We start from the raw sequence: 12,663 nt of genomic DNA on the forward strand, positions 1-12,663 counted from the left end.
GATTGTCAGGGAGAGGCGATGAACCTAAAAAAGACTTATCTCTCTGTGTTATATTCAATGATGCTTGGGTCTTCTGCTTTTGTAGCGCATGCTTCTTCAATTAACACCAAGGATGCGGTGAATGGAAAAATTGTTTCCGTATATTTGCTTATAGATAGACCGGAACAGCTTCAACAATACGTTGATGATTTGGTTAAACTACAAAAACCTAATTTTAACCGTGTGCTCTTTTCATTTGTTCGACCAACATTAATCGATTATCAGAGTGGTAGCCTCGCTGATACGGGAATATTGGGCTATTATACGGATCATGATGGAAAGGGCGCCCAAGCTTTTAATGCATTAAAATCAGCGATCAAATTATCCAAACAAAAGAACATTCAAACCTTCCTCTCTGTAGGAGGTTGGAATTACAGCTGTAATTTTGATTTAACTCAAGAGGCCTGTGGTCCTCGTTCTTCATCTATAAACCAGATTTTTTATGATTGGTTTCCTGACCCATCTGATAAAGATCAAGCGAGCAAAGCAAAAACCTCTTATGCAAATATAGTAAAATTAGCGAATGATTTAGGTGTGGACGGTATTGATATTGACTATGAAGAATTTTGGCATGCTGATCAATATGCAGTAACTTGGGGACCTAGCTCTGCTGGTGAGTGGTCAACAGATATAGCCCAAAGAATACTTGATGCGGGTGGACCCACTTATGAAAATCTTATGAAATATGGAATAAGTTCAGGTTCTTCATTTGTTATGCCAAAGACAATTGATAAAGTTGATGCAATTTTACATACAATAATGGATGATCCGGGAGCGAAATACCTTAAGTTTGCTACAGCTGCGCCACCAGTTGGGGCGCGTCCAATTACAGGTTTTGTCTTTGGGGACAAATTCCCAGATATCTATTCAAAGGGTGGTCTTTGGTGGAAAGGAAATCTGAAAGGGTTATGGTATGACCTAATGAATAAGGATGAAGCAGTTGTGTCACGTTTTGATAGCTTGGGTGTAATGACCTATGATTTGTGTGGTGATAACCCAACTGTATGTGCGCCTTACCCTGATGGACCTTTAGATTTGCGTGGTCAAGTCAGTGCTTATATGAAGGATTACACGAATTGGTTGAAAGCAGAGACTGTAAGCAAACCTAGCCTAACAATTGACAACATTGGGAAAGTAACTTTTTTACCCGCCAAGTATCATATTCAAGCAAAAATCCTCTTTGGGTTTGAAGTAAATCAGCCAGCTTATCCTAAAAATATTAATGGCCAACTACAGCTAACCAATGAATTAGTGAACAAAATTCTTGATCAGCAAAAGGACAGTGGAGGCGTTATTATTTGGCAAATGTATTCAAAACAAAATACTGCGGTTCCTGATTCTACTACGGTAAAATATACGATTAATCAAAGTTGTAAGACTTTTTTAGCGAATGATAATCGATATGATTGTAATGCTGATTTTCCAAGTGTTACGGAATAATCCCCTTTGCAACGATCTTGAAAATAACTATATGGGCAAATAAGATTCAAAAAATCATTTCTTAGGAAAAAGCCGTGCAAGATGGATTTGAATATATTAATCAGTTACCTCATGTTATAAAAAGTGAAGTAACCCAGTTTTTACCCACCAAAGATGCCATAATCTGTTCTATTATCTCAATAGGAAATCATGATTTATTCCGAAATCAATACTTAACTACGTTACACCGCGCCAGAAAACTTCTCCATCAAGTTGTTCGTGGAAATCATCAAGCTGTAGCAAAGATGCTTGAAAAGAATCCAGCTTTAATGCATATGAGTGGCAAGTGACCGTCATTTAACTTGTTTGAAATTCAATACAAAAGCAGATATTAAACTGACAATTGATACAGTGTTTATAATTTTCGCTGTAAACCTGAGGCAGCGAGTATTTTGGTTGATATTTCTTCTATAGAATATTTTGTCGAATTAATGTACGGAATTTTTTCCTTTTGATACATCGCTTCAACTTCATTTACTTCGAGACGACATTGCTCTGGTGATGCGTACTTGCTGTTGGGTCTGCGCTCAGCTCTAATGTGATGCAAACGTTGTGGATCAATGGTTAATCCAAAAAGTTTATTTTTATAAGGTCTCAGTACTTCAGGTAATTTAAAACCTAATATTTCCTCTTCAGTAAAAGGGTAATTCGCAGCTAAAATTCCATATTGAAGTGCCATATACAAACAACTTGGTGTTTTTCCACAACGTGAAACACCAATGAGAATAATATCCGCCTTGTCATATCCACGAGTTTTTACTCCATCATCATGAGATAAAGCAAAATCGATTGCCTCAAGTCGATGCAAGTAAAGTTTACTGTTTACCACACCATGAGTTCTTCCAACAGTATAAGAGGATTTTTCATTCAGCTCTTCTTCCATTGGGCCAATAAAAGTATTAAATAAATCAAACACACGGGCATTTGCTTTTTTTATGTAATTTCTGATTTCTGGGTCAATCAAAGTCATAAATACTAAAGGCTTAATTCCCTGTTCCTCAAATGCATGGTTGATCTGTTCCACTGCGTGTTCCGCTTTTTTTAAGGAATCGATATAGGGAATAGTAAGCTTTTCAAATTTTATGTTTTCAAATTGCGTAATTAAACTATGGCCAAAAGTTTCGGCGGTAATTCCTGTACCATCAGAGATCATAAAAACATAGCGCTTCATAGGCTGCCTTAATAAAAAGTATCTATATTATATTTTAAAATGAATTAGTTAATATCACCAGCAAGTGTACTTATTTAGATCCATCTGCTATCTTAAATTTAAGAAAAGGATATTTAAGGTTACTATGGAACAAGATCGATTTAGCAGCAATAGCAAACTCTATATTCTAGGCATGATATGTTTGGTTCTCTGCCTGGGCTTATTTTTCTTTAGTTTATATATCTTGCCCTACCTGGCTTGGGGGCTAAATTATAATGTGCCTGCGATTATTTTAGATCTTTTGAGCTCATTGCAGGATGATTATAATTACAGTATTGGAGCCAGTAAAGTTATTGCTTGGCTTATATTTTTTGTGCCGAGCATGATTACCGGACTGATCTCCTATTTTGTATCGAACTACATTGATAATAATCTTTATAAATCAGAGTTAAATACAAAAGAGGAGCAAGAAACTCCTCCAAGTAAACAAATTGGGAAAGAAATAAGAGAGTCTGCTGGTTTTGGATTAAAGATTCTTGGGTTAATGATCCTGATTGTTCTTGTGATTTTTTTATTGCAATATCTAATCCAATCAACATCATAGCAAACGGCAGGAGAAGTTATGGCCTATTTAAAACGCTGGAAAATTAAAAAAATTACTAAGCGAATAAAAGCGATGCAAGCAAATCGGGTAAATAATCAACCCGGAGATGAAATGCTAAAAAAGGAAATTGCTTACTATTTTGAGCTGGCATCCATATACAGTAAGTTAAAATGCAATAAAAAATTCCCTTATGCAAATTTAATGTACATGGAATGTTATAGGGCAGCTGCAGGATTGGATGATGCAGAGGCAAATTATCAATTAGGGCAAATGATTCTTGAAGAAGCTAAATTCAGACAAAATTTAGAAAAAGAAGGTGTTTTTAAGAGCGAAGCAAACTTAAAAAAATGCAATCAGCTTTTTGAAGAGGCACATGCTTATTTATCTGCTGCAATCGCTTTAGGCCATGTCGGTGCAAAACGATTAAGAGGCCTAAGCTTTATTAATGGTTGGGGACTTGAAGCGGATAAGAAGGCTGGTTTTGAGTTAATTGTTGCAAGTATTGAGGAAGAGGGTTCATGGGATAGAGTACCCCAAATTTTTGCGTCCATGGGCCTGAATAAACCTGAATTTTTTTCACAAATCATGCAACGCAGGAAGTCATCATAAGCATATAGTCTGGGTATATATTAAGACCATGCCCAGACATTTTTAGTAGTTAAGTACTATGGTTTCAAATGCATTATTATTCTTTTTTTGCTGAATTCTAAGTAAAAGTTCCTATCCAAAAAATTTGACACATCATTACCCCCAGATTAATTAGCGAATATTTGTCAAATATTTGTATATGCCTTATCTTTACCTCTTGAAGTTATTGATAATCATGCTACTTTTGGCGGCCTGGGAGAAGATTCAATGTAAATGGCTTACATGAATAATGAAATGATAATAAAAATAATTTCTACTGAGCATCATGTTGGCTTTGGTTAAGGATAAGAGCGATTATGTGTTCATCCAACTCCATATCATTTTCTTCTCGCTCATAACACTGTGTAAACCGTAGTTTAAATTGGTTTTTAAGGAATGATGTAGATGAACATTTTAGTTACTGGTGGTAGAGCACCTGCTACCATGGATATTATGCGTAGCCTCATGAATCAGGGATATCAGGTTTATAGTGCTGAAAGTTTGCTTTTTCCACTCGCGCGATGTGTTAAAGGAATAAAAAAGCATTTTGTCATCCCTAAGCCCAATCAGGATCTCACTGCGTTTATAAAGGCAATAAAAGAAATAGTAATTCAATATAAAATTGATCTACTTATTCCTACATGTGAAGAAATTTTTTATATCAGCCAGGGCTATGAGGAGCTATCACAACACACTAAGGTTTTTTGCGAACCTTTTGAGCGTTTAAATCAGTTGCATCATAAATATACGTTTAATCAACTTGTGCGCGAATATGGTTTGACGGCACCTCAAAGTTGGTTAGTTAACACAGATAAGGACAAGCAAAATCTTCCTCAGGCCGCAGCGCTTGTATTAAAACCTGTTTTTTCCCGTCTTGGTTCCCATACACTCATTAAACCGTCGCCCAAAGCTCTTGCTAATCTTACAATTAATGAACCGTATATTGCTCAAGATTTTATTCAAGGAAAAGAATACAGTACTTATGCCATTGCCCGTAATGGAGAGGTATTAATTCAATCGTGTTATCACTCTAAATATCGGGTAGGACGTTCTACTGGAATTTATTTTGAGCCGGCAGAAATAAAACCAATTACCGAATTTATCAAAACATTTTGCAAACGTTTCCAATTTAGTGGCCAAATTGGGTTTGATTTTATTTTGATGAACGATAAGGCCTATGTTTTAGAGTGTAATCCAAGAGTAACTAGTGGCTTCCACCTTCTCACCGATAAAATTGATTGGCATAGTATTTTAAGTGGACAGCGTCAATATGATATTCCCAATATGCAACATATGCAGCCGTTCATGCTCGGCCAGGGAATGATGCTTCATAGCCTCAAATATTTGCTTAAAAATCCAGTTCGTTTTATCAAAGATTACCGAAGAGCACATGATGTATTAAAAAACAAGGCATATCGCTGGTTAAGGTTTAAAAGCACACTGATGATCCTGAATGTGTTTTGCCGAGCAATCAGAGTGAGAAAAGGATTTTATCCAGCTTCAACCTATGATATTGATTTCAATGGAGTTGAGAATCCATCAAGATAAAGTTTATCAGCTACTACCTCGGTGAATCGCTGCGTGAGTTTTCTTGCCGTCATCCTGAGTGCAATGAGGGATCTCCATGCTTTTAGTACTGTGTTGCAACCGGAGCTCCCTCATTGCACTTGGGGAGACGGTAATACTAAAAACCCCAATTTCTTTATTGCCTATACTTAAAAGAGTTAATGCTTTAAGGATATAAAAAATGAAAAGAATATTTTTGTTTGGTGTTGGATTTTTAATGGGTATACAAATTTTTGCTCTTAACGCATCTACACCTAAAGCGAATCCAGATGTAAATAAGTCCTTATTACCCTCACCTTTTCCTGTTTATATTCTTGGAAATAATGGAGTTATTAATCATCCTTATCCAGGTGCTGAACAGGCTTTTTTACCCACAGATAATAGTTATACTCTGGATCCAGGCTGTTATATTGCATGTTATTCGCATAACCAAGGTGTTTATCCTGTGGCTGAAAATATTTATGTAATGGGGCAAATCCGGGTTCGAGGAAGATACGTGGATCGGATATGCCAGCCAGAAGGGTATAAAGGAATAGATATAAGTACGATAGGTCATTTTAAACTCCTCTGTTCGGTAAAAATCGATGCTTGTAAAAATAATTCATGTTGGGCTGGAGGCGATACAGGGGGTTGGTTTGGCGTGCAGTAATACAGCTAAAGCATAGAGATCTTCGGTTAAGTTTGGGATGACGGGAGGTTACCAGGTTTTTTGAATGGCAAGGAGTTATAAGTCGATGAAAATAGCAGTGTGCAGTGATGAGCTCTATCCAGTTAATGAGTTCGTTGTGCAAGAGCTTGAACGTTTGGGGCATCAAGTGGTCCTCTTCGGGGCAATCAAAACAGGGCAAAGTGAACCATGGATAAAAACCGCTCATGTTGCTGCTGAGGCGATTCGGAAGGGTGAGTGTGATGAGGGTATTTTCTTTTGCTGGACTGGTACAGGCATTTCGATCGTGGCGAATAAAATTCCGGGTATAAGGGCGGCTCTTTGTACTGATGCTCAGACAGCAAAGGGTGCAAGAATATGGAATAGCGCGAACGTTTTGGCTCTATCCAATCGTTTGTTAACCCAAGATTTGGCCAAAGAAATTTTAGATTCTTGGTTTAATACTAAAACGGATGAAAAAGGGAAAGAGGTTATCAACGAAATTGATGCAATAGAGCGGGGATATCGCTAACTTAGATTCATTAGAAATTACAATTAAGTCGCTGACTCGATTCCTATTTGCTTAGACCATTTTTAATCTAGCATGATTAAGTACTTGTATCATTATGACTTTTTGGGCTAAATTAGAGTTTTGCCTGCTTAAGGTTTATTTATGTTAAAACGTGATATTTCAACAACTAACATTCTAATTGCCTCTGCAGGTGGAATGATTGGTTCCGGATGGTTATTTAGTCCATTCATTAGCGCCCAAATGGCAGGTAGTAATTCATTAATTTCATGGGGTATTGCTACTGTTTTTATGCTGTTTATTGCACTTCCTTTGTGCGAACTTGGAACGATGTTTCCCATTTCTGGAGGAATGTCTAACTATCCAACTTTTACCCATGGGAAGGAAGTCGGATTTTTGTTTGCATGGACATCGTGGTTGTCTTATGTTGTTATGACCCCTATAGAAATTCAGGCAATTCTGCAATATTCAAGTCACTTTTTTCCAGTATTAATTGTCAAAGACTCAACAACGTTTACGCTTTCTGGATATGGTTATGTTGCCGCGATAAGCATCATGCTTTTTGTCGTTGTATTGAATTCCTATGGAATTAAATTGCTGGTTGAATGTAATAAGTATGCAAGTATTATTAAATTTATATTACCAAGCATTGCCATTGTTTCTTTACTTCAAGTTGCACCAAACCTTGGCAACGTGCAAATTGAATTGTCTTCAAAAGAAAGTTGGATAAATATTTTCACTGCACTCTCTGCAGGAGGTATTGCCTTTGCGTTTACTGGATTCCAGAATGGTTTGATATTGGCTGGGGAGGTAAAAAATCCACAGCGAAATATCCCCATTGCGATACTAGGGGCTGTGCTGATTGGATTTATTTTGTACTTTATGTTGCAATTGAGTTTTATCGCAGCGGTTCCTCAGAAATACCTAACTAATGGCTGGCATGCTCTAAGTTATCCAGGTGATAGCGGACCTTTAGTCGGCTTAGCTTTACTCTCAGGACTCAGTGTTGTGGCAACTTTACTATTAATCGATGCTGCTTTTTCCCCCTTTGGAACAACGCTCGTTTATACAGCCGCAACGTCACGCATTTTATATGGGATGGCACTAAATGATCATTTACCCAAAATCTTTTTAAAGGTAAATCGACATAAGATCCCTTACGTGACGCTGTATGCAAATTTATTAGTTGGAATGCTTTCATTTCTACCATTTCCTGGATGGCAAAAGTTGGTGGCTTTTCTTTCTTCAGCTAGTATTTTGTCATATAGCATCGGGCCTATATGTCTTTTAGCAATGCGTAAATTACAGCCACAAACACCAAGACCTTTTAGACTGTCCGGTGCATTAGTTTGTTCACATATTGCATTTTATTTTTGCAATTTAATGCTGTATTGGTGCGGATTTTCGATCATATGGAAACTGGATATTGCTTTACTTATTGGTATTTTGATTTATTGCATTTACCATCGTAAAAACAGCTGGGATAATAGTGCACTTTTATATTGGTTTTTATTTTATATGATGACGATACTTGTTATCTCCTATTTGGGTGTTTTTGGAGGTATAGGTATTTTAAAGTTCCCCTTTGACTTGTTGAGTTTATTACCCTTGAGTATCTTTATTCTTTATTCATCTCAAAAATTGTTGAGTCCTGAGCGTCATGAACATGTTGTCTCTCTCTCAGAAGAATCTACTGTAGTGTTAGAGGAGAAGATTCTTACTTAAAGTCGATGTATTTAAAAGGAGTAGGATTCTGAATGGGAAGTATCTGTAACATTCTTAATCATAGGGGTTGCACTTCGGCTCTGAATGGGTAAAGCTATACTTCATGTCACTTATTAGGGTAAATGTCGTGCGCTATTCTAATTATTTGTGGGTCTTTGCCGCTTTTTTCTTTAACCAAATGGGCTGCTCTCAGACACTTTCGGAAAAAATAGATGGGATTATTGCACAACAATTACCCCATGCAACTGTTGGCATACTTGTTAAAGATGCCCAGAACGGACAAGTCGTTTACAGTCGAAATGCTGATAAGCTATTATCTCCAGCCAGTGGTATGAAGATACTTACAGCTGCAGCAGCGCTTTATCAATTAAAACCAGACTATCGTTTTATAACAACACTGTCTCGGAAAAATCAAGATTACTATATTCAATTTACAGGTTCGCCTTCTTTTACTGTTGGGAATTTGAATTCTTTGTTACAAAATTTGCAAAAAAATAGCGAAAAGGTAATAAACGGCAATGTGGTAATTGATAGCTCACAATATCAATCTCCAAATTATCCGAGTGGAACCTCTTATGATGATTTGGGGTGGTATTATGCTGCTCCAGATACAGCGGCAATATTGAATGAAAATAAAGCGGCGTATGAATTAATTAGTGCGAAAGAATTAGGCAAGCCTGCCGAGGTTAAACCAAAAACTCTACCCAAAGCTTTAACTCTTATTAATGAAGTGGTTACAGTGAGTAAAGAAGAGGAAAAGAACCATTGTAGTCTGAATCTTGAAATTAAACCCCAAAATACAATGCGATTATATGGCTGCATGATCCAAGAAAAAAATCCAAAATTAATAGAACTTGCAATTCCCGACCCTATTTTATTGGTAAAACAAGTAGTCAAAAAAGCTATTGATAAAAGCAGCCTTGTTTTGAAAGGAAAGATCCTTACCGGCACATCCCCATCGGATACTGTTTTTATTGCGAGTTTTCAATCTAAAACCCTTAATAAACTCATAAAACATATGTTACAGCAATCCGATAATCTCTATGCGAACAGTATAACCAAAAAATTAGGTTACACGCTCACAGGAAAGGGAGCCCATAAAGAAGGCGCTTTCGCTATTAAAAAAATATTATCTGAACACACACACCTCGATTTGTCTCAAATGGAGATCGTCGATGGAGAAGGAACTCGCTATAATTTGGTGACAGCGGAACAAATGGTAATCCTGCTTAGTGATCTTTATCAGGATAAAGACATGAACAAAATATTTTTCGAGGCTTTACCTCAAGCAGGTGTTTCAGGCACTCTGAAGGACAGAATGAAGAAGACCATGCTTGAGAAAAAAGTGTATGCCAAAACGGGTTCAATGCATGATATCTCTTCATTATCGGGCTACATGATAAATCCAAATGAAAAAACATTTATTTTTTCTATTATTATCAATGGAGTAAATCAACCCCTAGAAAAAGCCAAGTCACTTGAAGAAAAAATATTATTAGCCTTGGATGAATACAGTTTAGAAGGTAGCCCCACTTAATTGGTTTACGCCCAGCCGCGGCTTGTTGTGACACTAGGGCTTTGTCTAAAAAATTAGACAAAGCGGTATTGATGACTAGTTAAAAATAAATGGTTTATACGCAGGAAACCCCTTGGCACAAGTTCTCTATTGACGTTAATCAAGATGAGCCTATTTCAGTTACAATCTCCATAGGGATATCTTTTTATCCTTATGATGTGTTAGATGACTTGATATCAAAAGCGGATGAATCACTTTATCAGGCAAAAAAATGGGTCCTAATAAAGTCGTGGCAAGTACAAGTGTGCATCAAAATAGAAATCGTTAAAAACTAAGCGTCGAATGGAGGACGTTGTTAGGTTTTTCTTGTTATTAATAAAAAATTCTGGATAATCTGCCAAAACTATTATTCTAAGGTACAAATCTGTGAATACTGAAAAACTATTTTCTTATGGCACATTACGTTATGAATCGGTGCAATTAAGTAATTTTGGTAGAAAATTACAAGGAACCGAAGATAGTCTTCCAGGGTTTGGAATGTCTAAAGTAAAAATAAAAGACTCGAGTGTCATTGCTACAAGTGGTGAAGAGGAGCATCCGATTATTACTTATACTGGAAAATCGGCGGATAGTGTAGAGGGTATGGTTTTTGATGTAAGTGCAGAGGAGTTAAAAAAAGCAGATTCTTACGAAGTGGCAGACTATAAACGAATTCAGGTTAAACTTGCTTCGGGGCTATATGCTTGGGTATATGTTCATGTTGAGAGTATTGAATTAACTTATTCTGACAATTAAAGCAGCAGTTCTTGCTGTTAGCCAGAGCCTGTTTTCTACCTAAGTCTGGACCTTCCTTAGCTGGTGTCCTTTCAAAGTGAGAGAATATTGCAGCTCAATGATCAGCGCTTTAATTAAGTTGTTCCGCAACTTTTGATAAAAACTAAATTCTTCTTGTTGAAAATCACTGACTTTTTGAGGATCGGGATCTTGGGTTTGAATCAGATTATAGAACGCATTCAGAAGTTTATTGTTTTCTTGTTTCAAATTATCAGGTATTGATTTTTATCAATATAGAAAGGATTACTCTCTATCTTCCAAGAGAAGATATTCCTTCTATCGCCCGAGCGATACAAGAAGATATATGAGCACCACTTAAAGTACATTCTGATTCATTCGCACTGAGGAATAGCAGTGGGATTATATTTGTTGTTGATGAAGAAGTTGATCCTACAAAACGAATCATTAAGCGCACAGAGAGGCTTAATGATTCGTTATGTTTTAATGGACTATACGATGCGAGTCTTTAACCCATCGCATCAAAAAGGCTCCAATTATTTGGTATAAAGGCAAAATGGCCAAAGCAATATGGTAACTAAATAATGAAAAATCATGAGAAGGACCGGCATTACTGAACGCATCAAGCAGTTTCCCTATTGCCGGCTCGGTAATTGCATCCAGAAAAGCGTCACTTGCATTGATTAAGGAAGTTACTGTCCCCGCCAGATATAATGGATTTGATTCTTTTCCAATGACAAATACTATGGGGAATGCGCCTAAACTAAAACCAAATAGAAAAAGCAATACACTCAATAGCCAAATTGGCATGGGGTGTGCGTAAATAACCAAGCTAATACATAAAGCAGAAACCAAGGTGCTGTAAAACATAAAAGAACAACGATTTTGTATGCGGTTAATGAATAATGCGAATACAGGGCAAGCAATTGCTAATCCTACAAAAACCAAAGAAATAAGGGAGGGAGCAACCAATTTATCCAAATGATATGCTTTCTGTAAAAAAGGGTTTCCCCATAAGCCACAAAAAATAACAATGGGAGAGAATGCTAAACCACTAAACCCTGTTAATAACCAGTTTTGTTTGTTTTTTACAATAAGTACAATATCCTTCCATAAATGAGGATTTTTAGAGGCATGCTGAGGTTCTGACTCGGATGCTTCAATGGAAGAGGAGGGTTTGTCTTTAACAATAAATAGGAACAAGAACGACAAAATGATTCCCATCCAAGCTACATTAGCTAAACTGGACCTCCAGCCTATCTGACTAACTAACCATGCCAGTGGCATTTGCCCAAAAATTGCGCCAATCATCGCAGCAGTAACAAGAAATGACGTCAATAAGGCATAGTATTTTTTGGGAAACCATACTGCTGATAATTTAAAGTAGGCGATGGAGGCAAAAGAAACACCAACACCAGTTAAAGAACGCCCCAAAATCGCGGTATTTAAATCCTGGGCTTGAGAAAAAATATAAATACCAATCGCACAACAAAAAATGGCTCCTGTTGTAATCCATCGTGTACCATAACGATCGAGAACAACTCCTACAAATAGTGGCACGATAAGATAGGTCCAGAAATACACTCCCGATAAAACACCAAGACCCAGTCCCTGTAAGTGAAACGCATCCATCAATTGTTCAGGCATTACACTTGGAAAATTTTGGAGAATGTATTTATAAAATAAAAATGCAGCACATAAACTAATGATAAAGATAGCGCGATAAGTGATTTTTTTCTGCGATGCCTCTGCATCAAGTGCGTTTCCCATGGTGATTCTCCTCAAGATTGTTAGTCGTATCGCTTGATTATTTAGCCTTCTCCCTAGAGAGGCCGAATAATCAAAACACAACTCTAGGGCGAGGAAAGGAAGACCACGACCACCACCACAACAGAAACGATAGAAGTAATAACACGCACCAACCCAAAAGAGCTGTTTACAGAAAATTGACGTTGTGTGTTATTGTTCATGTATATTACAGAGTGTGAAA

The 12,663-nt window shown here is 37.0% G+C and carries 13 protein-coding genes; 11 read left to right on the plus strand and 2 right to left on the minus strand.

The features are described 5' to 3' along the window. The first annotated feature begins 18 nt into the window (after positions 1 to 18). Positions 19 to 1,479: a glycoside hydrolase family 18 protein gene (locus EL022_RS10560; RefSeq protein ID WP_028380615.1), complete on the plus strand. Its 1,461-nt coding sequence runs from the start codon at positions 19 to 21 to the stop codon at positions 1,477 to 1,479. 74 nt (positions 1,480 to 1,553) lie between these two features. Continuing rightward, positions 1,554 to 1,808, plus strand: coding sequence for an F-box protein (locus tag EL022_RS10565; protein WP_028380614.1), 255 nt, complete (start codon positions 1,554 to 1,556; stop codon positions 1,806 to 1,808). Positions 1,809 to 1,873: 65 nt separating this feature from the next. Here EL022_RS10565 and ppsR read toward each other — a convergent pair whose 3' ends face one another. Further along, positions 1,874 to 2,689 carry a posphoenolpyruvate synthetase regulatory kinase/phosphorylase PpsR gene (gene ppsR, locus EL022_RS10570; RefSeq protein ID WP_028380613.1) on the minus strand — a complete coding sequence of 272 codons (816 nt, stop codon included), beginning with the start codon at positions 2,687 to 2,689 and terminating at the stop codon, positions 1,874 to 1,876. Between the two features lie 124 nt (positions 2,690 to 2,813). Between ppsR and EL022_RS10575 the strand changes: the two genes are divergently transcribed. From EL022_RS10575 to EL022_RS10615, 9 genes are all read left to right on the plus strand, one after another. Continuing rightward, a complete protein-coding gene (locus EL022_RS10575; RefSeq protein ID WP_028380612.1) occupies positions 2,814 to 3,272 on the plus strand; it encodes a membrane protein in 459 nt (152 codons plus the stop codon). 18 nt (positions 3,273 to 3,290) lie between these two features. Beyond that, positions 3,291 to 3,881, plus strand: coding sequence for an SEL1-like repeat protein (locus tag EL022_RS10580; protein WP_028380611.1), 591 nt, complete (start codon positions 3,291 to 3,293; stop codon positions 3,879 to 3,881). Between the two features lie 423 nt (positions 3,882 to 4,304). After that, a complete protein-coding gene (locus tag EL022_RS10585) occupies positions 4,305 to 5,447 on the plus strand; it encodes an ATP-grasp domain-containing protein (protein ID WP_028380610.1) in 1,143 nt (380 codons plus the stop codon). Positions 5,448 to 5,646: 199 nt separating this feature from the next. Beyond that, positions 5,647 to 6,114, plus strand: coding sequence for a hypothetical protein (locus EL022_RS10590; RefSeq protein ID WP_028380609.1), 468 nt, complete (start codon positions 5,647 to 5,649; stop codon positions 6,112 to 6,114). A gap of 85 nt (positions 6,115 to 6,199) precedes the next feature. After that, positions 6,200 to 6,643 carry an RpiB/LacA/LacB family sugar-phosphate isomerase gene (locus EL022_RS10595; protein WP_028380608.1) on the plus strand — a complete coding sequence of 148 codons (444 nt, stop codon included), beginning with the start codon at positions 6,200 to 6,202 and terminating at the stop codon, positions 6,641 to 6,643. Positions 6,644 to 6,784: 141 nt separating this feature from the next. Continuing rightward, positions 6,785 to 8,365 carry an APC family permease gene (locus EL022_RS10600; protein ID WP_028380607.1) on the plus strand — a complete coding sequence of 527 codons (1,581 nt, stop codon included), beginning with the start codon at positions 6,785 to 6,787 and terminating at the stop codon, positions 8,363 to 8,365. Between the two features lie 127 nt (positions 8,366 to 8,492). Continuing rightward, entirely contained in the window at positions 8,493 to 9,902 is a 1,410-nt protein-coding gene (gene dacB, locus EL022_RS10605) for a D-alanyl-D-alanine carboxypeptidase/D-alanyl-D-alanine endopeptidase (RefSeq protein WP_028380606.1), read from the plus strand. 89 nt (positions 9,903 to 9,991) lie between these two features. Beyond that, the gene (locus EL022_RS16785; RefSeq protein WP_028380605.1) at positions 9,992 to 10,216 is read left to right on the plus strand and encodes a diguanylate cyclase domain-containing protein; all 225 of its coding nucleotides are present in this window, start codon (positions 9,992 to 9,994) and stop codon (positions 10,214 to 10,216) included. A 91-nt stretch (positions 10,217 to 10,307) separates the two neighbouring features. Continuing rightward, positions 10,308 to 10,676: a gamma-glutamylcyclotransferase family protein gene (locus EL022_RS10615; protein WP_028380604.1), complete on the plus strand. Its 369-nt coding sequence runs from the start codon at positions 10,308 to 10,310 to the stop codon at positions 10,674 to 10,676. A gap of 480 nt (positions 10,677 to 11,156) precedes the next feature. On the opposite strand, the gene EL022_RS10620 is transcribed toward EL022_RS10615, so the two are convergent. Beyond that, entirely contained in the window at positions 11,157 to 12,443 is a 1,287-nt protein-coding gene (locus tag EL022_RS10620; RefSeq protein ID WP_028380602.1) for an MFS transporter, read from the minus strand. Between the last annotated feature and the right edge of the window lie 220 nt (positions 12,444 to 12,663).

It is taken from the genome of Legionella cherrii, assembly GCF_900635815.1.
Taxonomy (GTDB): Bacteria; Pseudomonadota; Gammaproteobacteria; order Legionellales; family Legionellaceae; genus Legionella; species Legionella cherrii.

What these genes read in the sequence shown, in the direction of transcription:
- EL022_RS10595 (WP_028380608.1), top strand. Translation starts at nt 6,200, where the DNA reads ATGAAAATAGCAGTGTGCAGTGATGAGCTCTATCCAGTTAATGAGTTC.
- EL022_RS10580 (WP_028380611.1), top strand. Translation starts at nt 3,291, where the DNA reads ATGGCCTATTTAAAACGCTGGAAAATTAAAAAAATTACTAAGCGAATA.
- EL022_RS10575 (WP_028380612.1), top strand. Translation starts at nt 2,814, where the DNA reads ATGGAACAAGATCGATTTAGCAGCAATAGCAAACTCTATATTCTAGGC.
- ppsR (WP_028380613.1), bottom strand. Translation starts at nt 2,689, where the DNA reads ATGAAGCGCTATGTTTTTATGATCTCTGATGGTACAGGAATTACCGCC.
- EL022_RS10620 (WP_028380602.1), bottom strand. Translation starts at nt 12,443, where the DNA reads ATGGGAAACGCACTTGATGCAGAGGCATCGCAGAAAAAAATCACTTAT.
- EL022_RS10590 (WP_028380609.1), top strand. Translation starts at nt 5,647, where the DNA reads ATGAAAAGAATATTTTTGTTTGGTGTTGGATTTTTAATGGGTATACAA.
- EL022_RS16785 (WP_028380605.1), top strand. Translation starts at nt 9,992, where the DNA reads ATGGTTTATACGCAGGAAACCCCTTGGCACAAGTTCTCTATTGACGTT.
- EL022_RS10600 (WP_028380607.1), top strand. Translation starts at nt 6,785, where the DNA reads ATGTTAAAACGTGATATTTCAACAACTAACATTCTAATTGCCTCTGCA.
- EL022_RS10560 (WP_028380615.1), top strand. Translation starts at nt 19, where the DNA reads ATGAACCTAAAAAAGACTTATCTCTCTGTGTTATATTCAATGATGCTT.
- EL022_RS10585 (WP_028380610.1), top strand. Translation starts at nt 4,305, where the DNA reads ATGAACATTTTAGTTACTGGTGGTAGAGCACCTGCTACCATGGATATT.